Below are 21,679 nucleotides of genomic sequence, written 5' to 3'. Positions count from 1 at the left end.
GTTATCTCTTAAAACATCATGCTGACGCGCCAGTTGACGCTGACGTGATCCGGTCCGAGCCAGTCGGGATACTGTAAAGGGGTGCCGACGGTAAGCTGGCTGGCAGCCCACCGTCCGTTACTGCTCAGCCCCACCGCGCCACCCCACAGAGTGCCGGAGGAGTACTGATCGAACGGGTCTTTACGCAGCCAGCCTCCGTCGAGGGCGACCACTGCGCTAATCTGTCCGACGACCGGCAGCTGGAAAAGGTTGTAGTTGATTTCGTTTCGCCAGTAGCCCCCGATATCACCGGAGATGTACTGCTCTTTAAAGCCGCGCACCGAGCTTTCCCCGCCCAGCGAGAGCCGTTCGCTGCCGTGCAGGCGATCCGGCGACCACTGGCCGTACAGACTGGTCAGCCACATCGCATCGGTGCTTAACGGACGCTGGAAGCTGGCGCTCAGGCTCCATTTGCGGAACTCCGCCCGGGGCTGTTCGGCGGTTTTACCGGCGTCGGTTTCGGCGTTAAACCACGGCATGCCCCGGCTGAATGCGGGGTTAAAGGTCGCCACGCCGCCGAGGAGTTTCTGGGTATGGTTGATGCCGACCATCATGCTGGAGAGATTGCGCGAGCTGGTGCCGAGCTTGACATCATTCAGCCAGTTGCGGCTGCTGCGCTGCGTGATCCCCGCCGCGAAGGCGGTTTTAAGATCGCCATTGCGGTACGCCACCCAGGTACCGCTCAGGCGGTGGGTTTTACTGTCGCCGGTGGAGATCCAGTCAAAGCCCATCTGAGGCACGGTGGAGCGGTAGTTGCTCCAGCTGTAGCTGTAATCGAGCAGGCCGTAGCCGTAAGGCACGCTCAGGCCCGTCTGGAAGGTCTGCGCATCGTAGCGGGTGGCGAAATCGCTGCTACGTCCGCCGCTGATAAAGGTTTTATCCGCGAGGCCCAGCAGGTTATTGCCGCTCAGTACGCCGCTGAGCTGATTCTCGCCGGTACTTTTCTGGCCGCTGTTATCGAAGGTCACACTGGCGCTGAGGGGGAATTCCGGGGTGGCGGTGAGATTCACCACGGAATAACCGGGCTGCTCATCGGGCAGAATTTCAATCTGGACCGGCTGCGTGCGGACGCGGTTAATCTGCTCCATCCCCTGCTCGATATCCCGCAGGTTCAGAACGTTGCCTTTCAGCCCCGGGAAGGCCATCTTCAGCAGGCGCGGAGATTCACCTTCCAGGCGAATATCGCGCAATTTCCCTTCCAGCACCGCAAGACGTAACTCCCCCCGGGATAAGTCCTGTTCGGTCAGAAAAGCACGACTGGTAATATAGCCCCGGCTGATATACCAGTCGGAAACCGATTCGGTAACCGCGGTAATTTGCGCTAAGTTCAGGCAGCGGTTTAGCCAGGGCGAAATAAGTTTTTGCTGTTCGCGAGAGGAAATAAGGGTCGCGCCATCCAGCACAATAGTCTGGATCTCAAAGCAGGGTCCCGCAGGCTGGGCCTGCGGCGCTGCTGGCCCGGAGCGGGGAAGCACAATACTGCGCTCAAGCTCGTCGCGCTGTTGCTGAGTCTGAAGCAGTAATTGTTCCTGCTGCTGACGCACCGCATCGCGGTCCGCGGGTAATAAGGGTTCAACAGCAAAAAGCGGGGTGGTAATAAAGGCCAGCACGGCCACAGAGGCTATACGCAGAGACATCCTGTCCATTCCATTTCAGAGGATTACGTTAATTGTTTTTATCAATAATAAATAGGATAAGACTGAAATACAACAAAGGCGAGGGATAAAGGAAATTGATTGTCATTACTAACCAGAACTGCAATACGATCTATAAACCTAAATAAAATTTACGGCACCTATAAACAAACTTAACTCAAATAAAAATCTTAATTAAGATCGAATGCATAATATATTGAGCCTTGCCGATAAGCGGCAAGGCTCAATAAAAGATCTATTTATCCTGACCGAGATACAGCTCGCGCAGATAATTCGGCACGGCGTTATCGCCGTTGGTGCCGATCACTTCCAGCTCGGGATAGAGATCTTTCAGACGCTGATGGGCATTGCCCATAATGCAGCCTTTACCTGCCATCGACAGCATTTCGGCGTCGTTCATACCATCGCCAAAAGCGATACAGTCTTTAAGGCTGTACCCCATCGCTTTTGCCACTGCTTCCAGCGCATGTCCTTTCGATACGCCGCCCGCCATCACTTCCAGGCAGGTGAGGGTCGAGAAGCTAACGTTGACGCGATCGCCCCAGCGGGCGTTGAACGCCTGCTCCAGCGGCAGCAGTTTTTCATGGCTTTCACAGGTGAAAAAGACTTTGCTGATGCCCGTCGGCTCCAGCAGAGCTGGCTCATACAGCGAATAGTTAAAGACCGCCTCTTTAAAGAAGCGCATTTCGTCCGGACGGTGGCGGTTCATAAACCACTCATCGTCGCGGTAAACGTTGGTGATGATATCCGGGTCGTTATGCATCACGCCGAACAGGTCGGTGGCGATATCGCTGTCCAGATTGTGGGTGAAGACCAGGTTACCATCGGTATCGTGCACCCGCGCACCGTTGGAGGTGATCATCCAGGATTTTATCTCCAGGTTATCGCGGATCTGCCCGACATCGACATGGTGACGGCCGGTGGCAAAAACAAAGTTCACCCCGCGTGCGGTCAGCAGCTTCAGCGTTTCTTTGGCATAGGAGGATAACCGATGGTCGGGGGACAGCAGCGTGCCATCTAAATCAGACGCAACAACCTGGTACATAAGAAAATTCAACCTCTGGATCAAGCGGCATGACGCCGGATTAGTTATGCCTGTCGAAAAAGTCGACGATGGCGTGGAGCGCGACTGAGCGCATAGCGTCCTTTTCGAAAAGGATCTCATGGTAAGCGCCGTTTATGACAAGCGGTTGTTCACCCTCACAGGGCGCTCCCGCCGCGGCGCGCAGTTCGCAGAAGCGACCGTGCATGCGGTTATCCACGACCCGCTCGGCCTCCGCCTGAATCAGCAGCGTCGGGGTTGTGTCCTCCGCGACACCGGCAAGCACCTGCTCACCCGCCAGCATCCCTTCCCGCACCCAGTGCCAGGTCGGGCCGCCCACCTGTAGATGCGGATCGTCAGCGTAAAAACGCAGATTGCGACGATAGCGCGCCTGGCTATGGGTCAGTTGGTTGAGGGCAAAAGGAACCGCCCGCCAGCGCCCGGTGCCGATAGCATAGCCATCCCGGACTTTTGGGTTGCCTTCCGCCCAGTCGAGCAGCGGGCGGACCATCCAGTCAGGCAGGCGTATAACAATCCCGAACATGGGCGCACAGAGGGCGATAGCATCGCACTGATGCGGGTAACGCTGTAAAAACAGCGTGGCGATCGCGCCACCCATAGAGTGGGCCAGAATATAGCGTTTCCGCCATCCGCCCGGCTGAACCTCCTGCTGCCAGAAAGCGTTCAGATCGTCCACGTAATCGCTGAAGTTCATTACGTGACCACGGTGGGTATCGTCCAGCATCCGCCCGGATCGCCCCTGACCACGATGATCGATAATCAGCACGTCAAAGCCCAGGTGGAACAGATCCCAGGCCAGCTCGGCGTATTTTACATAGCTTTCAATACGACCGGGGCAAATCACCACCACCCGATCGTGCTTTTCTGCGCGAAACCGGACGAAGCGTATCGGCACGTCGTCCACGCCGTGAAACTCCGCCTCTTCTCGCTGACGCCAGAAATCCATCAGCGGCCCGGTGGCGAACGCGGCAAACGCGTTTTCTCTGGTTTCCCAGTCCGTTTTCTGCTGAAACATCGGGTTTACGCCCCTGCTAACCGTGTAAAATCGTTTTTTTGCGTCCCGTCACACAACGCTCAAACAATAGCGTATTGTGGCATAAAAAAGAGCAATCAGGGAGTTTCACATGACCTTCGAATGGTGGTTCGCCTACCTGCTGACATCGATCATCCTCAGCGTCTCACCGGGCTCTGGCGCGATCAATACCATGACCACCTCGATTAGCCACGGCTATCGCGGTGCGGCGGCGTCCATCGCCGGTCTGCAAACCGGGCTGGGCATTCATATCGTGCTGGTGGGTATCGGTCTGGGCACGCTGTTTTCCCGCTCGGTGCTGGCCTTCGAGGTGCTGAAGTGGGCCGGTGCAGCCTATCTGATCTGGCTGGGCATTCAGCAGTGGCGCGCCGCAGGCGCGATCGATCTGAATACGCTGGCAAAAACCCAGTCTCGCGGGCGTCTGTTTAAGCGGGCGGTCTTCGTCAACCTGACCAACCCCAAGAGTATCGTTTTTCTCGCCGCCCTGTTCCCGCAGTTTATCGTGCCGCACCAGCCCCAGATTATGCAGTACGTGGTGCTGGGCGTAACCACCATCGTGGTCGATATCGTGGTGATGATTGGCTATGCGACCCTGGCCCAGCGTATCGCAGGCTGGATCAAAGGCCCGCGTCAGATGAAGGCGCTGAACAAGGTGTTTGGTTCGCTGTTTATGCTGATTGGCGCACTGTTGGCGTCGGCGCGTCACGCCTGAGACGTTGACTCGTCCTCACCCAATGGGAGAGGACGAGTCAATAAGAGGGTTTTAGCGGGAAATAATCAGGTGGATACCGAAACCGGCAAAGAGCGCACCAGCAAAACCGTCAATCCACTTCGCCAGACGCTGATAGCCACGGCGCATTTTCGGCAGGGCAAACAGGCTCGCCACCACGGTAAACCAGGCCAGCGTCTCCACGACGATCAGGGCAAAGATCCCCCAGCGTGCGCCAGCGCCAACGCTGTCGCCGACGAACAGTGAGAACACGGAGCCAAAGTAGATAATGGCTTTTGGATTCGCGAGGTTGGTCAGCAGGCCCTTCATAAAGCTCCGCCCGCCCGCCGCCAGCTCCACCGCCGGGGCTTCTGTGCTTTTCTCTTCTTTCTTCAACGCGCCGCGCAGCATCTGGTAGCCCATCCAGCACAGATACAGGCCGCCGCCGACCATAATGATGGTATGCAGCCACGCCATTTTGGCGAGGATCAGGTTCAGACCCAGCAACGCCACGGCCGCCCAGACCATAACGCCTGCGGTGATCCCCAGCACGCCCATCATCGCTTCTTTGCGCGAACGGCTTACGGCCGTTTGTGAGACGAAGAAAAAGTCCGGTCCCGGGCTCATCAGCGCAACGATATGCACCATCGCCACGGTCAGAAATAGCATCAGCATAATTGACTCGCGAAGTAATAATTCATTGGAAAACTATATTGCCACCGTTCACCCCGGCTGGCTACTCGTCATCATCACCGTCCGCATGCTGGCGGATAAGCGTCATAAACGGCTTACCGAAGCGCTCAAGCTTGCGGGTGCCGACGCCGTTCACGCTGAGCATCTCCCCGGCGGAAAGCGGCATCTGCTCAGCCATTTCGATCAGCGTGGCATCGTTAAAGACGACGTACGGCGGAATGTTCTCTTCGTCAGCAATGGCCTTACGCAGTTTGCGCAGCTTGGCAAAGAGTTTGCGGTCATAGTTACCGCCAAAGGATTTCTGCATTGCCCGTGGCTTAAGCGCCACCACGCGAGGAACGGCCAGCATCAGCGGCACTTCGCCACGCAGGACGGGACGTGCGGCCTCGGTCAGCTGCAGCGCCGAATGGCGGGCAATATCCTGGGTGGCGAAGCCCATATGGATCAGCTGGCGGATCACGCTGACCCAGTGCTCATGGCTCTGATCGCGCCCGATGCCGTAGATCGGGAGTTTGTCGTGGGCCATCTCGCGGATACGCTGGTTATTCGCCCCGCGCAGCACTTCAACCACATAGCCCATACCGAAGCGCTGATTGACGCGGTAGATCGCGGAGAGCGCTTTCTGTGCGTCCTGCAAGCCGTCGTACTGACGCGGGGGATCGAGGCAGACATCGCAGTTGCCGCAAGACTCCTGGCGACCTTCACCAAAGTAGTTCAGCAATACCAGACGACGGCAGGTCTGCGCCTCGGCGAAAGCGCCCATCGCATTCAGCTTATGGCGTTCGATATCCAGTAATTGTCCGGCAGGCTTCTCTTCCAGGCAGCGGCGCAGCCAGGCCATATCCGCCGGATCGTAAAACAGCATCGCTTCGGCCGGTAGCCCGTCGCGCCCGGCGCGGCCGGTTTCCTGATAGTAGGATTCGATATTACGCGGAATGTCGAAGTGGACCACAAAGCGCACGTTGGGCTTGTTGATGCCCATGCCGAAGGCGACCGTCGCCACCACGATTTGCAGGTCATCGCGCTGGAATTTTTCCTGCACGTCGGCACGCACGGCGTTATCCAGTCCGGCATGATAGGCGCCCGCGCTGATACCGCGGCTTTGCAGACGGGCGGCGGTGTCTTCCACCTTCGAGCGGCTGTTGCAGTAGATAATACCCGACTTGCCGCGCTGCTCCTGGACGTAGCGCATCAGCTGATCGAGAGGCTTAAATTTCTCCATCAGCATGTAGCGAATATTGGGACGGTCAAAGCTGCTGACCTGAATCAGCGGGTCACGCAGCCCCAGCAGGCGTTCGATATCCCGACGGGTGGTGTCATCCGCCGTCGCCGTCAGTGCCATAAACGGTAGAGCGGGGAAACGCTGGCGTAGCTGCCCTAAGAGAGCATATTCCGGGCGGAAATCGTGCCCCCACTGAGAAATACAGTGCGCTTCATCGACCGCCAGCAGTACCGGGTTCCAGTTGCCAAGATGCTCAAGGAAGTTATCCAGCATCAGGCGTTCCGGCGCGATATAGAGCAGACGAACCTGGCCGTTGCGACAGCCGGCCATAATCTCCTGCTGCTGCTCACGGGTCTGGGTCGAGTTGAGACAGGCGGCGGCTACGCCGTTGGCGAGCAGCTGATCAACCTGATCTTTCATCAGGGAAATCAGCGGGGAAACGACCACCGTCAGGCCGTCGAGAACCAGGGCGGGGACCTGGTAGCACAGGGATTTACCGCCGCCGGTCGGCATTACCACCAGGCAATCGCGCCCGGTAAGCACCGTGTCGATAATCTCGGCCTGTCCCGGGCGGAACTGCTGGTAGCCGAAGGTTTCTTGCAAAACCTGTCTGGCCAGCGATTCCTGATTCAACACTTCCGCCTGCGCCACATCAACCCCGTCTGTCAAAAAATAAAAACAGGCGCTATTTTCAGCGCCTGCGAGAGAAACTGCAATGCTTTACATGAAATCCTTCGTGCCGCGACGCAATCAAAACGCCCGCTGGACAATCGACCGACACGGCTTTGCGAGCCGTCCGGCAGAATAAAGGTTAGAACAGATCGTTAAGCATCACGCCAACGCCAACGCGCGTCTGGTTAAAGTTGTAATCAATCAGCGATTCACCATAGCCGCTATACACCTGGGTATAGAAGCGCACGTGGCGAGTGACCGGATAGCTCACGCCAATTTCCGCACCGCCGTAGCCGGTATTCCAGTTGTACTGCCCTTTCGCGCTCAGTATCGCGTCACCCAGCTGGTAGCCGAGCTTCAGCTGGTAGTAACCCATATATTTGGTGATATTCGGGTTATCGTCGGTGTCGCCGATAACATACCAGGGTTTCACCTCCACCAGCCAGTTACCGTTCTGCGCCATCAGGCGGGTATAGAGGCGGTTCCAGCTGCGGGATGTCGGGTCGGAGCGGCCGTTTGAGTCGTGGTTATACCCGAGTTCAACGTCACGCAGAGTCCAGCCCGCCAGGCGGTAATCGGTCGCGAAACCGAGGAACAGCTGTGGCTCATAGTTGGTTTCACGGAACGGGGAAGATTCACCTTTATTGGAGAGCTGCCACCAGGATTTCTGCGTATAGGAAGCCCCGAGCACGGAGTTGTCCCCGAGGATACCGCGCCACAGCGGGAAAGCGAGGCTCAGCTGGAATTTCACTTCATCCTTACGCGAATGCTCTGCCCAGTTATAAGAGCTAATCGCTTCTTTATTGAGATCGCTGGTCCAGGTATAGAGTAAGTAGTTCGACTCGTAAGGATAGAGGGTGAACGGATTGTCATGTTCCTGCAGCATATTGGCGATAATGCTGCCGCGAACGGCCGGTGTGTCATGGACTTCTTTTACTGTCGCTTCCTGCGCAAATGCTGTAAACGGCAGCGCGGCAGCCGCCAGTAACCAACCCAGTATTGCCCGCATCGGTTGTCTTCTCCTGAACCAGATCTGTGTAAAAGGGGGAAATTTTGCCCTATTTTACAGACTTCCTTAAATCCTGCCCGGTTATCCGTTCTTAAAGTGGAAAGAAACAAAATGGAAGCATAAAATCAACATCTCATTAACCCAAGGAGGGCGTATGACCACCCCATCCCCGCTCACCGCCGAAGAGGCGCTGAAACTGGTCGGCGAAATCTTCGTCTACCATATGCCGTTCAACCGCGCTCTGGGTCTTGAGCTAGAGCGCTATGAGAAAGACTTTGCCCAGCTGGCTTTTAACAATCAGCCGATGATGGTCGGCAACTGGGCGCAAAGTATTCTGCACGGCGGCGTGATCGCCTCCGCTCTGGACGTCGCCGCCGGTCTGGTCTGCGTGGGCAGTACCCTCACCCGCCACGACACCATTAGCGAGGAGGAACTGCGTCAGCGCTTATCCAGAATGGGCACCATCGATTTGCGGGTCGACTATTTGCGTCCGGGACGCGGCAACCGCTTTACTGCCAGCAGCAGCCTGCTGCGTGCCGGTAACAAAGTCGCGGTGGCGCGGGTTGAGTTACACAACGAGGAACAAATCCATATCGCCAGCGCGACCGCCACTTATATGGTGGGTTGAGTACACAAAATCGGGTAAAATACGTTTACATTTCTGCAATGAGTTCTCCCGATGGATGCAAAACAGACGCGGCAAGGGGTCATCCTCGCCCTCGCCGCCTATTTTATTTGGGGCATCGCCCCGGCCTATTTCAAGCTTATTGGGTTCGTCCCCGCCGATGAAATTCTGACCCACCGGGTGATCTGGTCATTTTTCTTTATGGTGGCGCTGATTTCAGTCAGCCGTCAGTGGCCGCAGATGAAAAAACTGCTGCGGATGCCAAAAAAAATCGCCCTGCTGGCGCTGTCGGCGGTGCTGATTGGCGGTAACTGGCTGCTGTTTATCTGGTCGGTCAATCATAATCATATGCTGGAGGCCAGCCTCGGGTACTTTATTAACCCGCTGGTCAATGTGCTACTGGGGATGCTGTTCCTCGGCGAGCGCTTTCGCCGGATGCAGTGGCTGGCAGTGATGCTGGCAGCAACCGGCGTCCTGGTCCAGCTATGGACCTTTGGCTCCCTGCCGGTGATTGCCCTCGGCCTGGCCTTTAGCTTTGCGTTTTATGGCCTGTTGCGTAAGAAAATTGCCGTTGATGCCCAGACCGGCATGCTGGTCGAAACCCTGTGGCTGCTGCCTGTCGCCGCGATCTGGCTGTTTGGCATTACCGACAGCCCGACCAGCCATCTGAGCAGCAATCCCTGGTCGCTAAACCTGCTGCTGATCGCCGCTGGCGTGGTCACCACAATCCCGCTGCTGTGCTTTACCGGCGCGGCGACGCGACTGCGTCTTTCAACTCTGGGCTTCTTCCAGTATATCGGTCCGACCCTGATGTTTTTACTGGCGGTGCTGTTTTACGGCGAGGTGCCAGGAACGGATAAGATGGTGACTTTTGCCTTTATCTGGGCGGCGCTGGCGCTGTTTATCATCGATGCGATTTATACCCAGCGCAGGGTAAGAAAGGGACTGTAGGATATCTTCCCCTCTCCGAAGGAGAGGGGAAAAAGAAAAGATTACAACCAGTTACGACGTTTGAAGTAGAGATACGGCGCCAGGCCGGCAAGCATCATAAAGATGATTGCGCCCGGGTAGCCAAAGCTCCAGTTCAGTTCCGGCATAAATTCGAAGTTCATCCCGTAGCTTGATGCCACCAGCGTTGGCGGCAGAAAGACCACCGAGACCACCGAGAAGATCTTGATAATGCGGTTCTGCTCAATGTTGATAAAGCCCATCGCCGCCTGCATCAGGAAGTTAACCTTCTGGAACAGGGATTCGTTGTGTGGCAGCAGGGATTCGATATCGCGCAGGATTTCACGCGCCTGCTCCAGCTGACCGCCCGGCAGACGCGCCTTACGCACCAGGAAGTTCAGCGCCCGCTGGGTATCCATCAGACACAGACGTACCTTCCAGCCGATATCTTCCTGTTCCGCCAGGGTAGAGAGCGCGGCGTCGTATTCATCGCCCTGTCGCCCTTCCATAATCACCCGGCTTAGCTTTTCCAGATCGCTGTAGATGTTTTCGATCTCATCCGCCAGCTGTTCGATTTTAGTTTCAAACAGATCCAGCAGCAGCTCGTAGGCGTTGCCGTCCATCATGGCCTGACTGCGGGCGCGCATGCGGTAGAGACGAAACGCAGGCAGCTCGCGCTCGCGCAGGGTAAACAGGCGACCGTCGCGGATCGTAAATGCCACGGTGGAGTTACCGGCGTGATCTTCAGCATCTTCGAAGAAGAAAAAGGAGTGGATATGCAGACCGTCTTCGTCTTCAAAGAAGCGCGCCGAGGCCTCGATATCTTCCAGCTCCGGGCGGGTCGCCAGGTTCTGCCCCAGCTCGGTTTGTACGCGTTGTCGCTCGTCGTCGTCCGGTTCGACTAGATCAACCCACACAGCGTCAATTAGAGGCTGTGGCTCATCCGCTTCCAGGCGAGAAAGTTTGTTATTTTCCAGTTGGAATGCGCTCAGCATGACCGGGACTCCCAATGCAAAAAAATTATCGGACAGTTCGGTGGGCACACAGAAACAATTTGGGTTTCAGACCATTAAACAGCCTGACTCAGAGCGACGGGAATAACGCATATCGCTGACAACCACTAAGGCCATCAGCAGGAGGAGATAGCCTTAGGAGTTGTTCCTGATTGACAGGGAATTGAGCCAGCATCTACTGGGTGTGTCCAAGGCGAATGTCCTCTTAGCGTAATCGTGCGCGCATGTTACGCCAGCAGCCATAAGGCGTCAACACGCAACGAAACGCGAAAGGGCAATAATTAACCTCTGGCCTATAAGGCTAGCAGAATATTACAAAATAATGATATTTTTCTGAAAGTTAGACTGTTTCCAGACGGGCATAGGCGGCCACAAGCCACTTGATCCCCTGCCCCTGAAACGCCACCTGCAGCCGACTGTGTTCACCGCTGCCTTCCAGATTGACGATGGTCCCTTCGCCAAATTTCGCATGACGCACGCGCTGGCCCAGCTTGTAGCCGGTGTCGTTTTCCGCCAGCGGCGTGCCCATCCGCTGATGGTTCACCGGGCGACTGACCGTGGCGCGCAGGCGCACCTCTTCCACACAGGCTTCCGGCAGCTCGCCGATAAAGCGTGAGGGCCGATGGTAAACCTCTTTGCCGTAAAGACGGCGGGTTTCGGCGTAGGTCAGGGTCAGCTTCTGCATCGCACGGGTTACGCCCACGTAGGCCAGACGACGCTCCTCTTCAAGACGGCCACCTTCATCCAGCGACATCTGGCTCGGGAACATCCCCTCTTCCATACCGACGATAAACACCTGCGGGAACTCCAGCCCTTTCGCCGAGTGCAGCGTCATCAGCTGCACCGCGTCCTGCCAGCTGTCCGCCTGGCCTTCACCTGCTTCCAGGGCCGCATGGGATAGAAACGCCTGCAGCGGCATCAGATCTTCATCTTCGTCCTGATAGCTGAACTGGCGCGTTGCCGTCACCAGTTCCTCTAAGTTCTCGACGCGGGCCTGACCCTTTTCGCCTTTTTCCTGCTCGTACATGGTGCGCAGCCCGGAGTCGTTGATGACCCGGTCAGTCTGCACATGCAGCGGCATATCAGCGGTTTCCTGCGCCATCGCATCAATCAGCTCGAGGAAACGTTGCATCGCACTGGCGGCACGTCCGGCCAGCGCTTTTTCCTGCAACAGTTCACGGGTCGCCTGCCACAGCGTCAGCTGGCGGTCGCGTGAGGCCTGGCGCACCACGTCGAGAGTACGATCGCCAATGCCGCGGGTCGGCGTATTGACCACGCGCTCGAACGCCGCATCGTCATTGCGATTCGCGATCAGACGCAGATATGAAAGCGCGTCTTTAATTTCCTGACGTTCGAAGAAGCGCATCCCGCCGTAAATTCGGTACGGCATGCTGCCCTGCAGCAGCGCCTCTTCCAGCACGCGTGACTGGGCGTTGCTGCGGTAGAGAATGGCGCACTGGGTCAACTGCCCGCCGTTCTCCTGCCAGGTCTTGATCCGGTTAACGACAAAGCGCGCTTCATCGAGTTCGTTAAAGGCGCAGTAGAGGGAGATCGGTTCGCCTTCGCTGCCGTCGGTCCACAGTTTTTTGCCCAGTCGACCGTCGTTGTTCTCAATCAGGGCGTTGGCCGCATTGAGGATATTGCTGGTTGAGCGATAGTTCTGCTCAAGGCGAATGGTCTCCGCGCCGGGGAAGTCGTTAAGGAAGCGCTGGATGTTTTCCACCTGCGCCCCGCGCCAGCCGTAGATCGACTGGTCATCATCGCCGACGATCATCACTTTGCCGGTTTCGCCCGCCAGCAGGCGGATCCAGGCGTACTGAATATTGTTGGTATCCTGGAATTCGTCTACCAGGATATTGGTAAAGCGCTCGCGATAGTGCTGGAGAATATGCGGCTTGTTCAGCCACAGCTCATGGGCACGCAGCAGCAGCTCGGCGAAATCCACCAGCCCTGCGCGGTCGCAGGCTTCCTGATAGGCCTGATACACCTTCTGCCAGGTCTGCTCGATGGGATTACCGTAGGTTTCAATATGGTGCGGACGCAGCCCCTCGTCCTTCTGGCCGTTGATGTACCACATCCCCTGACGCGCAGGGAACTGCTTCTCGTCGAGGTTCATGGCTTTGATCAGACGTTTCAGCAGACGCAGCTGGTCTTCGCTGTCGAGAATTTGAAAATCCTGCGGCAGCCGGGCATCAAGATGGTGCGCACGCAGCAGACGGTGCGCCAGCCCGTGGAAGGTGCCGACCCACATTCCGCCCTGGGTGGTGCCCATCAGATCGCCGATACGGTGGCGCATCTCGGCGGCGGCTTTGTTGGTGAAGGTCACCGCCATAATGGAATACGGAGAGCAGTTTTCCACGCTGATCAGCCAGGCGATACGGTGCACCAGCACGCGCGTCTTGCCGCTGCCTGCCCCTGCCAGAACCAGCATATTGCTGCGCGTCGCCGCCACGGCGTCGCGCTGTTTGTCATTGAGGCTGTCTAGCAGATAAGAAACGTCCATGGGCACCGTCGGCTAAAAAAGGGGCGCTAAGACCCCTGTTAATATATACAGAACTGCGGTGATTATATCAGCGCGGAGAGGGATGCCAACCGTGAAATTTCCACGTGCGGAAGCAGGCGGCCATCAAGGGCCAGCATCAGGTCGGTATTTTCCGGTTTGATCCAGCAGGCCTGCATCCCGCAGCGAATCGCCCCGGCCACGTCGGTGGTCAGATCGTCCCCGACATGAAGAATCTCATTTAGCGGCAGGTTCAGTCGCCTGGCCGCCAGATGATACATATCCTCAAACGGCTTGGAGCGGCCATCCGGCCCGGCCCGCAGCACAAAGTCAAAATAGCCGTCGAGGCCGCACAGCTCCGGCCGGGCATTGCCGTTGGTGATCGCCACCAGGGGCCATTTTTTAGCCAGCTGGCGCAGGGTTTCATGGGTCTGCTCCGGTACATCAATGCGACTGCGCCAGGACGCGAAGTTTTCCATTGCCGCATCGGCACCGGCCTTCGCTTCATGGCCGCTCAATCCCGCATCCAGCATGGTGCGCTCCACCGCACGCCGCCGCCATTCGGTGACGTCATGGTAAATTTCCGGGTCACTATCGCGCAGCGCCTGACGCATCCGCTGGAAGTCCGCGTTCTGCAGCCCCTTCAGGGCCGGATGGTAATTCTGCACAAACGCCAGCGACTCCTGCTCGGTACGCAGGATCACCGGGCGGTTATCATAAAGGGTGTCATCCAGGTCAAACGTCAGTGCTGAGATATGACCCAGCGGGCGGTAAAAAAGCATTATTTCCCCCGTTTGGCGCGTGGATGCGCCGCATCGTAAACCGAAGCAAGGTGTTGAAAGTCGAGATGGGTATAAATCTGGGTGGTGGAGAGATTGGCGTGGCCCAGCAGCTCCTGTACGCCGCGCAGATCGCCGCTCGACTCCAGCATATGGGTAGCGAAGGAGTGGCGCAGCTTATGGGGATGAACGTGGCTGTTCAGCCCCTGCTTAATCCCCCACTCCGCAAAGCGTTTCTGTACGTTGCGGGCAGAAATACGCTTGCCCAGCTTTGATAAAAACAGCGCGTCGTCATCGGTTCCGAACAGACCGCGCAGATCAAGCCAGTGCTCAATCCATGCCACGGCATTGCGGCCGATCGGCAGACGTCGCTCTTTGCTGCCTTTCCCCATGACCCAGACTTCGCCGCTGTCGAGATCGAGATGGCGAATATCGAGGTTGACCAGTTCGGAAAGACGCAGGCCCGCGCCGTACATCACCTCCAGCATCGCCCGATCGCGTACCGCCAGGGGATCGTTAAGATCGATATCCAGCAGGCGGCTCACATCATCGACGTCGATATTTTTCGGTAAATGGCGGGGCGCTTTCGGCGTCACCACGCCTTTGGCCGGATTAGCCTGTAGCTCGCCCTGACTGACCAGCCAGTCGAAAAAACTGCGCAGCGCGGAGATGCGAAGAGCCAGGCTGGCGGCGCCCAGACCTTTACGGCGGCTGCGTACGGCAAAGGTACGCACCGCGGCAGCGTCACATTGTTGCCAGCTTTTGACGCCGGTTTCCCCGGCTAAGGCAATGATGGCATCAAGCTGACGCTGATAGTTCAGCAGGGTGATCGGGCTGAGCTGGCGCTCAACGCCCAGATAGCGGAGGAATCGGGTAACCGGATCGTGCAGCTCGCTGCTCATACGCGCTCAATCCAGCGCTCCAGCAGGTCGGGTAGCATCAGCGCGATCTCCTGTAGCAGCTGGGTGCCCTGACCCGACTGGTAGTGATGCGCATCGCGGCTGCTGAACAGGATCACCCCCAGATCGCCATCCTGGCCCATCAGCGACATCGCCACGGAGCCGACGGCTTTCGCCTCGGGCAGGACCACCAGCAATTCCGGCCCGTTTAGCTGACCAAGGTAGTGGTTCTGCTGCCCAAGACGCTGAATACGCAGCGGCTCAAAAGCCTGACGGCTCAGCGCCAGTCGGGTAAATCCGGAGGGCGCACCAAGACGCCAGCGATCCGGGAACAGGCGAAGCGTCGCCCCGGCCAGCCCCAGCTCACGCGCCCAGCGGTGAAAGCGATTCAGCATCTCTTCCAGGCTCTGCGCAGAGGCCAGGCGATTTTGCAGGCGCAGCAGGCGATAAAACAGCCCTTCGTTGGCCGTCGCCTGCTCCATCAGCAGGGTCATGTTCTCTTCGAGGGCGTTGATACGGTGGCGCGATCGCGCCATCTGCCACTCAACCAGAGAGACGGTACCGCGCACCGGATGCGGCACCCGCATCTGTTCTACCGCCCGCGCATTGCGGATAAAAAACTCGGGATGCTGCAACAGATAATCCACCACCGTGCTGTCATTGAGTTCGGCGGGGGTTTCCTGCTGTTCTTCCTCGACTTGCTTCATAGATGAATAAACCCGTCATAGACATGTGCTGCCGGGCCGGTCATAAACAGAGGATGACCCGGGCCTTTCCAGGCGATATCGAGACGCCCACCGGGCAGGTCTACCCGCACCTCTTCCGCCAGTAAATCCTGCAGAATTCCGACGGCAACCGCCGCACACGCGCCGCTACCGCAGGCCTGGGTTTCCCCGGCACCGCGTTCAAAGACGCGCAGACGAATATGCTGCCGACTCACGACCTGCATAAAACCGATATTGGCCCGCTCCGGGAAACGCTCATGACTTTCCAGTACCGGACCTAAGGTTTCAACATCGGCCGTTTCCACATCATTAACCTGAATGACGCAGTGTGGGTTACCCATCGATACCACCCCGCACAATACTGTCTGCTCTGCCGCACGCATAATATAGGTCTTTTCCGCTTTGTTAGCGCGGAACGGCACGTCGGACGGCTCAAAATTGGGCTCGCCCATATTCACGCGTACCAGCTCGTCGTCGGTGATGGTCAGAACCATGCGGCCATTGGCGGTGCTGACCCGGATATCACGCTTGTTAGTCAGCCCTTTCAGACGGACAAAACGGGCAAAACAGCGGGCGCCATTGCCGCACTGCGACACTTCGCTACCGTCGGCGTTAAAAATACGGTAGTGGAAATCCAGATCGGGATCGTAAGGCGGTTCAACCACCAGCAGCTGATCGAACCCGACGCCCAGATGGCGATCCGCCAGTCGACGAATCAGCTCCGGGGAAAAAAAGACATTCTGCGTTACCGCGTCGACGACCATAAAATCGTTGCCAAGGCCATGCATTTTAGAGAACTGCATTCTTCACTCCATTCACGCGGGTACACACAATCGGATATCAGTTATTCACCTGAGTCGGGCCACCGCTGTCGCCACGATTGTTGTTATCCGGCATGGAAGGCTGAGTGTTGTTCTCGGCAGGTCGGGTTGGCGCAGGCGCCTTCGTATCCGCAGGAGGGAAATAAAGCGGCCCTTTCAGACCACAGCCGGCCAGACTTAATAGCGCCACCAGCATGGCCAGAGAACGGGTAATATTTTTCATCAGAGATTTGCCTGTAGTTCGTGCTTTCTGCTTTCTATCATCGCAGGAGAAGACGCAAAAGCAAGCGTTTACCGTGTTCCTGCATTGGGATTTGTTTCGCGTTATACTGCGGCCATCACGAAAAACAGGAACGCAAAATGAACGACAGTGAATTTCATCGCCTCGCCGACAGTCTGTGGATGACCATTGAAGAACGTCTCGATGACTGGGACGGTGACAGCGATATCGACTGTGAGATCAACGGCGGCGTGCTGACCATCAGCTTCGAAAACGGCAGCAAAATCATTATTAACCGTCAGGAGCCGCTGCATCAGGTGTGGCTGGCAGCCAAACAGGGCGGCTACCATTTCAATCTGCAGGGTGACGAATGGATCTGCGACCGCAGCGGCACGCCCTTCTGGGAACTGCTTGAGCAGGCGGCAAGCCAGCAGGCGGGAGAGAGCGTCAGCTTCCGCTGAAGGACGATCGGGGCTGGCTTGCCAGCCCTGAACAATTAAGAAAGATACTGCTGCATCAGCGGCGCCGGGCTTTCCGCACTGAGCGGAACGGCGGAGCCAATCACCGGTGAACGAAAGGGGATCACCTGGGTGCGGCCTTCGACCTTCACAATCTGGTAGAACTGCGGCAGGTTGAAGTTGATAAAGCTGGAGCCGTAGGTGAAACGGTCGTGTGACGAAGAGTAGAAACGGCTGACGTCGCGTACCAGCTCTTCCCGACTGCCTTCGCAGTGGTGATACACTTCCGCACGGTTGCTTTCATCCAGAATATAGATGTTAAAGCCGCTGTCGTTACCGCTCTCTTCGAAGAAGAACTGAATAATCCCTTCGCTGGCAAAGCCATCCACCACCGGCGGAAGCTGCACCTGATTGGTTTCAACCTGCACCGACAGGCCGTGCAGTTTGTTATGGGAGATAGCGCCGTAGAACTCAATGGCGTTTTCCAGCTTCTGTACCGACACGTTCAGGCGTTCGAAGAACAAACCCCAGGTTTGTCCCGCCACACGCAGCGCCTTAAAGCGCCCGGTTTCCTGACGCGTACTGGAAAGACGCAGTTCAATACATTCCGACACCAGCTGCTGAACGCGGGTACGAATAAGGCCACGCAGATGCTGGCTATAGCAGAACACTTCTACGCTATCCGGCGGCGCGGCATCCTGGTGCATCTTGCCGAGAATGGTTTTCAGCGCTTCGATCATCGCCTGCTCGCCGTTAAAGTGCAGAGTTCGCACTTCATTCCACGAGTTGCGGTACAGCAGATCCACGCTGCCGACGAGGCAGTTTTGCGCTTCGCCAAAGCTGAGTACGTCCAGCTTGCGGAAGTCGAAATGCACCACCTGATTACGGAAGGCGGACGTCGGGTCATACTCCAGGTTGACGATAATCGCCAGATGGCGAATTTCACACGGGCTGTAGAGCGCTTTCGGCGTCGGTGCAGGCAGACGCAGCGGGAAGTGGTGCGATACGTCGGCCACCATCTCCTGCAGCTTCGCCAGGTCAACCGTGTCGTTGCCCTTGATAAACAGATGGGTACGCGACGTCAGCAGGCCGTTAAACCAGGCCCAGGCCACCAGCTTGTTCAGATAGCGGTTATATTCCAGCGGCTGATGACTGACGATGGAGTCCATATTCGGCGCGCGATTATAGACATACCAGCCGGAACGGTTAGCGCGGCCTGGCGGCACGTGAATAAAGGTCAGATTCGGCTCTGAGAGATCCGGTGAAATCTGCGGGTTCACCAGCGTCACTTTCCCCGGCAGCGCTTCAAAGGCGGCATACAGCTTACGGGTCAGCACGCCAATATCCTGCGGACTGGCGGAGACGCTCAGGTTATTGCGACGGGCAAAACGAATCAGGTTACGGTAGCTCTGCATCATGGCATCGAGCAGTTCGTTATGCGCTTCACGCACCTGGTCAATTTTCCAGTGGGCGCGGTTGTCGAGCATCGCCAGTCGCGCCTCGTCCCACTCCCACTCTTTCACCAGCTGGCTCAGCACTTCACGACGCCAGCCCACGCAGGCGCGTTCACGGCTCAGCTTCTCGCAGACTTTTAAGTAGAAGCAGCGGCGCACCAGATCCAGACGGGTGGTGTCTTCAATCGCGGTGAGATAGGCCGTCACACGTTCCAGCATCATGCAGTAGGCGTCCAGACCGAAAGAGACGATCTCGCCGTCGTGCAGGCGCTGTTTAATGTCTTTCGCCAGCAGGCGCGTGTTGGGATATTCCCAGGAATACGCTTCCAGCAGCAGGGTTTTCAGCACCGCTTTATAAGGGGAGTCGATGCTTTTATACAGCTGCCACAGGCTGGCACCGAAATACTCTTCCGCGGAGAGCGAGCTCAATCCGCCAAGGTCGAGCCATTCATTCGGCGTCAGGACGCCCTGTGCATACAGGGTCATCACGTAATCGTCGTAATGCTCTTCTTCGTCACAGGGCACCATATTCCACAGAATACGCTTACCGGCCAGGCGCACTGCGGTACGGTAGAATTCATCGAGTAACAGGATATGCTGCGTCGAACCGCAGTCTTCCCCGCCGAGGCTGCCGCTCTCATTGTGGCGGAAGCGGTTTTCATCGATCAGGAAGAAGCTGACTTCAACGCCGAGGGAAGCAGCCCAGCTCTCCAGCAGGCTGCACTTACGCTGTAGCCGCTGACGCTCTTCGTTATCCAGCCAGGACTGGTGGCAAACCCAGATATCCAGATCGGAGGTACAGCTCTGCCCAACGGACGAGGTGCTGCCCATAGAGTAGATACCGGTGATCGGCAGTTCGCCCTTGGGCGATTCCTGCGGCGGTATGCCCTGGCTCAGCTCAAGTTCGTCGAGGTAGTGGCGTTGGGTTTCATCAGGCGTGTACAGGCAGATGCCACAGGGAACGTTACCATCAAGGTAACCCGGCATCAGCGGATGATGATAGTGCAGCAATGTCGGCAGTAAACTGTAAACCTGCTGGAAAGCAGGACCCATAGCAGCAAGTGCGCGATCGACACGCAGTTGATTAATGGCATCCAGTCTCTGTTTCAGAGTCTCAATATAGAGGTACAAGACATATCGCCTGATGTTTATACACTCGACCACCGGCCGCTTCTGCCCGCGACCAAAAGCGAGTGTGCTTTCAGTATTCCGAAAACCTTCCCGTCCTTATGATTATGATGGTACAGACGGAAAAATGGCTTAAAACGTGATCAATCTAACACCTGCAGGATTGAGCGTAAAGAATGAAGCGCTAACTGTAAGTGTAGCACCCACCATAATCTGTCAATGAGGCGGTACAGCGCCCGGCCCTGCACGGCATTTCCCCCCAATCACTGACAGCATTCTATTATCAATGGTAGGATGTCGGGGGACGATAATGACGGTAACAAGCATGTTAGACAATGTTTTAAGAATTGCCACACGCCAAAGCCCCCTCGCGCTCTGGCAGGCACATTATGTCAAAGACCGCCTGATGGCTTGCCATCCGGGGCTTCAGGTTGAACTGGTGCCGCTGGTGACGAAAGGCGACGTGATCCTTGACACTCCGCTGGCCAAAGTCGGCGGCAAAGGCCTCTTTGTTAAAGAGCTGGAGACGGCGCTGCTGGAAAATCGCGCCGATATCGCCGTGCACTCAATGAAAGACGTGCCCGTCGAGTTCCCCGCCGGACTGGGTCTTGTGACCATCTGTGAGCGTGAAGATCCGCGCGATGCCTTTGTTTCCAACCATTATGACTCGCTCGAAGCGCTGCCTGCGGGCAGCATCGTGGGCACCTCAAGCCTGCGCCGTCAGTGCCAGATTGCTGAACAGCGCCCCGATCTGGTGATCCGCTCGCTGCGCGGCAATGTCGGTACCCGGCTGAGCAAACTGGATAGCGGCGAATACGATGCGATTATCCTCGCCGTCGCCGGGCTTAAACGCCTGCAGCTTTCGGACCGCGTGCGCGTTGCGCTGCCGCCTGAGCAATCCCTGCCCGCAGTAGGCCAGGGCGCAGTGGGTATTGAGTGCCGTCTCGACGACCAGCATACCCGCGACTTACTGGCCCCGCTGAACCACGATCAAACTGCCACCCGCGTCCTTGCGGAGCGGGCGATGAATACGCGCCTTGAAGGCGGCTGCCAGGTGCCTATCGGCAGCTATGCGGAGCTTATCGACGGCGAGCTGTGGCTGCGGGCGCTGGTCGGCTCGCCGGACGGAGAGCAGGTTATTCGCGGTGAGCGCCGCGGTAAACCGGAAGACGCAGAGCAGCTGGGCGTCTCCCTTGCGGACGAACTACTGGAACGCGGCGCCCGGGCGATTTTAGCCGAGGTGTATAACGGAGCCACGCCGGAATGAATATCCTTGTCACCCGCCCTCTCCCTCAGGGAGAAGAATTAGTGAGCCGACTGCGCGCGCTGGGTCGGGTGGCATGGCACTTTCCGTTAATTGAATTTACGCCGGGCCGCGAGCTGGCAACGCTCGGCGAGCGGCTGGCGGCACTGACGTCAGACGATCTGCTCTTTACCCTGTCGCAGCATGCGGTAGAGTTTGCCCATGCCCGACTTCAGCAGCAACTGCGGCACTGGCCAACGGCTCCGCACTATTTTGCCATCGGGCGGACAACCGCGCTGGCGCTGCACACCGTCAGCGGGCAGCAAATTCGCTATCCTCACGATCGGGAAATCAGCGAAGTCTTGCTACAATTACCTGAATTACAAAATATTGCGGGTAAGCGGGCGCTGATTTTACGCGGTAACGGCGGGCGAGAGCTGCTGGCCGAAACCCTTGCCGCCCGTGGCGCACTCGTCGAGTGCTGCGAGTGCTACCAGCGTGAGCCGGTACACTACGACGGCGCGGAAGAAGCGATGCGCTGGCATCTGCGCGGTGTCGATACGCTGGTGGTGACCAGCGGTGAAATGCTCCAGCGTCTGTGCGAGCTGGTGCCACAGCAATATAGTGAAACATGGTTACTTCGCTGCCGGCTGCTGGTCGTCAGTGAACGTCTGGCGCATCTTGCCCGTGAACTGGGCTGGCAGAATATTCATATTGCCGATGGCGCGGACAACGATGCGCTGCTGCGCGCATTACAATCACTCTGATACG

At 57.4% G+C, this 21,679-nt stretch carries 21 protein-coding genes; 6 read left to right on the top strand and 15 right to left on the bottom strand.

What is annotated here, in order from left to right; all coding sequences use genetic code 11:
* Positions 1-8: 8 nt before the first annotated feature.
* From EDF81_RS23125 to pldB, 3 genes are all read right to left on the bottom strand, one after another.
* Complete coding sequence (locus EDF81_RS23125) at positions 9-1,676, bottom strand: ShlB/FhaC/HecB family hemolysin secretion/activation protein (protein ID WP_123350516.1); 1,668 nt, start codon at positions 1,674-1,676, stop codon at positions 9-11.
* 253 nt (positions 1,677-1,929) lie between these two features.
* Positions 1,930-2,739 carry a sugar/pyridoxal phosphate phosphatase YigL gene (gene yigL, locus EDF81_RS23120; protein ID WP_123350515.1) on the bottom strand — a complete coding sequence of 270 codons (810 nt, stop codon included), beginning with the start codon at positions 2,737-2,739 and terminating at the stop codon, positions 1,930-1,932.
* Between the two features lie 40 nt (positions 2,740-2,779).
* Positions 2,780-3,772 carry a lysophospholipase L2 gene (pldB, locus tag EDF81_RS23115; RefSeq protein ID WP_123350514.1) on the bottom strand — a complete coding sequence of 331 codons (993 nt, stop codon included), beginning with the start codon at positions 3,770-3,772 and terminating at the stop codon, positions 2,780-2,782.
* 109 nt (positions 3,773-3,881) lie between these two features.
* On the opposite strand from pldB, the gene rhtB reads away from it, so the two are divergent.
* Positions 3,882-4,502: a homoserine/homoserine lactone efflux protein gene (gene rhtB / locus EDF81_RS23110; RefSeq protein WP_123350513.1), complete on the top strand. Its 621-nt coding sequence runs from the start codon at positions 3,882-3,884 to the stop codon at positions 4,500-4,502.
* Positions 4,503-4,553: 51 nt separating this feature from the next.
* On the opposite strand, the gene rhtC is transcribed toward rhtB, so the two are convergent.
* The 3 genes from rhtC to pldA all read right to left on the bottom strand — a co-directional run bounded on the left by rhtC (position 4,554) and on the right by pldA (position 8,095).
* Positions 4,554-5,174 carry a threonine export protein RhtC gene (gene rhtC, locus EDF81_RS23105; RefSeq protein WP_123350512.1) on the bottom strand — a complete coding sequence of 207 codons (621 nt, stop codon included), beginning with the start codon at positions 5,172-5,174 and terminating at the stop codon, positions 4,554-4,556.
* A 61-nt stretch (positions 5,175-5,235) separates the two neighbouring features.
* On the bottom strand, positions 5,236-7,065 hold the full coding sequence (gene recQ, locus EDF81_RS23100; protein ID WP_123350511.1) for an ATP-dependent DNA helicase RecQ: 1,830 nt from the start codon (positions 7,063-7,065) through the stop codon (positions 5,236-5,238).
* A gap of 160 nt (positions 7,066-7,225) precedes the next feature.
* Positions 7,226-8,095 (bottom strand): phospholipase A, encoded by an 870-nt coding sequence (pldA, locus tag EDF81_RS23095; RefSeq protein WP_123350510.1) that lies wholly within the window; start codon positions 8,093-8,095, stop codon positions 7,226-7,228.
* A 154-nt stretch (positions 8,096-8,249) separates the two neighbouring features.
* On the opposite strand from pldA, the gene yigI reads away from it, so the two are divergent.
* Both yigI and rarD read left to right on the top strand, forming a co-directional pair.
* Positions 8,250-8,723 carry an acyl-CoA thioesterase YigI gene (yigI, locus tag EDF81_RS23090; protein ID WP_123350509.1) on the top strand — a complete coding sequence of 158 codons (474 nt, stop codon included), beginning with the start codon at positions 8,250-8,252 and terminating at the stop codon, positions 8,721-8,723.
* Positions 8,724-8,774: 51 nt separating this feature from the next.
* The gene (gene rarD / locus EDF81_RS23085) at positions 8,775-9,671 is read left to right on the top strand and encodes an EamA family transporter RarD (RefSeq protein ID WP_123350508.1); all 897 of its coding nucleotides are present in this window, start codon (positions 8,775-8,777) and stop codon (positions 9,669-9,671) included.
* A gap of 41 nt (positions 9,672-9,712) precedes the next feature.
* Here the strand turns inward: rarD and corA are convergent, their stop codons facing one another.
* The 8 genes from corA to EDF81_RS23050 all read right to left on the bottom strand — a co-directional run bounded on the left by corA (position 9,713) and on the right by EDF81_RS23050 (position 16,628).
* Positions 9,713-10,663, bottom strand: coding sequence for a magnesium/cobalt transporter CorA (corA, locus tag EDF81_RS23080; protein ID WP_123350507.1), 951 nt, complete (start codon positions 10,661-10,663; stop codon positions 9,713-9,715).
* A 153-nt stretch (positions 10,664-10,816) separates the two neighbouring features.
* Positions 10,817-10,924 (bottom strand): YsgD/CorL family protein, encoded by a 108-nt coding sequence (gene ysgD, locus EDF81_RS24395; RefSeq protein WP_404851511.1) that lies wholly within the window; start codon positions 10,922-10,924, stop codon positions 10,817-10,819.
* A gap of 97 nt (positions 10,925-11,021) precedes the next feature.
* Entirely contained in the window at positions 11,022-13,184 is a 2,163-nt protein-coding gene (gene uvrD / locus EDF81_RS23075; protein WP_123350506.1) for a DNA helicase II, read from the bottom strand.
* 62 nt (positions 13,185-13,246) lie between these two features.
* Complete coding sequence (gene yigB / locus EDF81_RS23070) at positions 13,247-13,963, bottom strand: 5-amino-6-(5-phospho-D-ribitylamino)uracil phosphatase YigB (RefSeq protein WP_123350505.1); 717 nt, start codon at positions 13,961-13,963, stop codon at positions 13,247-13,249.
* On the bottom strand, positions 13,963-14,862 hold the full coding sequence (xerC, locus tag EDF81_RS23065; RefSeq protein WP_123350504.1) for a tyrosine recombinase XerC: 900 nt from the start codon (positions 14,860-14,862) through the stop codon (positions 13,963-13,965). Before xerC ends, yigB begins: the two co-directional genes overlap by 1 nt.
* Entirely contained in the window at positions 14,859-15,566 is a 708-nt protein-coding gene (locus EDF81_RS23060; RefSeq protein WP_123350503.1) for a DUF484 domain-containing protein, read from the bottom strand. The genes xerC and EDF81_RS23060 overlap by 4 nt, the downstream gene beginning before the upstream one ends.
* The gene (gene dapF, locus EDF81_RS23055) at positions 15,563-16,387 is read right to left on the bottom strand and encodes a diaminopimelate epimerase (RefSeq protein WP_123350502.1); all 825 of its coding nucleotides are present in this window, start codon (positions 16,385-16,387) and stop codon (positions 15,563-15,565) included. Before dapF ends, EDF81_RS23060 begins: the two co-directional genes overlap by 4 nt.
* 37 nt (positions 16,388-16,424) lie before the next feature.
* Complete coding sequence (locus EDF81_RS23050) at positions 16,425-16,628, bottom strand: LPS translocon maturation chaperone LptM (RefSeq protein ID WP_123350501.1); 204 nt, start codon at positions 16,626-16,628, stop codon at positions 16,425-16,427.
* Positions 16,629-16,765: 137 nt separating this feature from the next.
* Between EDF81_RS23050 and cyaY the strand changes: the two genes are divergently transcribed.
* Positions 16,766-17,086, top strand: coding sequence for an iron donor protein CyaY (gene cyaY, locus EDF81_RS23045; RefSeq protein WP_123350500.1), 321 nt, complete (start codon positions 16,766-16,768; stop codon positions 17,084-17,086).
* A gap of 35 nt (positions 17,087-17,121) precedes the next feature.
* On the opposite strand, the gene cyaA is transcribed toward cyaY, so the two are convergent.
* Positions 17,122-19,668, bottom strand: coding sequence for a class I adenylate cyclase (cyaA, locus tag EDF81_RS23040; RefSeq protein WP_123350499.1), 2,547 nt, complete (start codon positions 19,666-19,668; stop codon positions 17,122-17,124).
* 322 nt (positions 19,669-19,990) lie between these two features.
* Here cyaA and hemC point away from each other — a divergent pair, with 322 nt between their 5' ends.
* Together hemC and hemD are read left to right on the top strand one after the other, a co-directional pair.
* Positions 19,991-20,932 carry a hydroxymethylbilane synthase gene (hemC, locus tag EDF81_RS23035; RefSeq protein ID WP_123350498.1) on the top strand — a complete coding sequence of 314 codons (942 nt, stop codon included), beginning with the start codon at positions 19,991-19,993 and terminating at the stop codon, positions 20,930-20,932.
* Positions 20,929-21,675, top strand: coding sequence for a uroporphyrinogen-III synthase (gene hemD / locus EDF81_RS23030; RefSeq protein ID WP_123350497.1), 747 nt, complete (start codon positions 20,929-20,931; stop codon positions 21,673-21,675). The genes hemC and hemD overlap by 4 nt, the downstream gene beginning before the upstream one ends.
* Positions 21,676-21,679: the final 4 nt, after the last annotated feature.

The organism is Enterobacter sp. BIGb0383 (genome assembly GCF_003751845.1).
Lineage (GTDB): Bacteria > Pseudomonadota > Gammaproteobacteria > Enterobacterales > Enterobacteriaceae > BIGb0383.
This window is presented reverse-complemented; position numbering and strand designations above follow the sequence as displayed.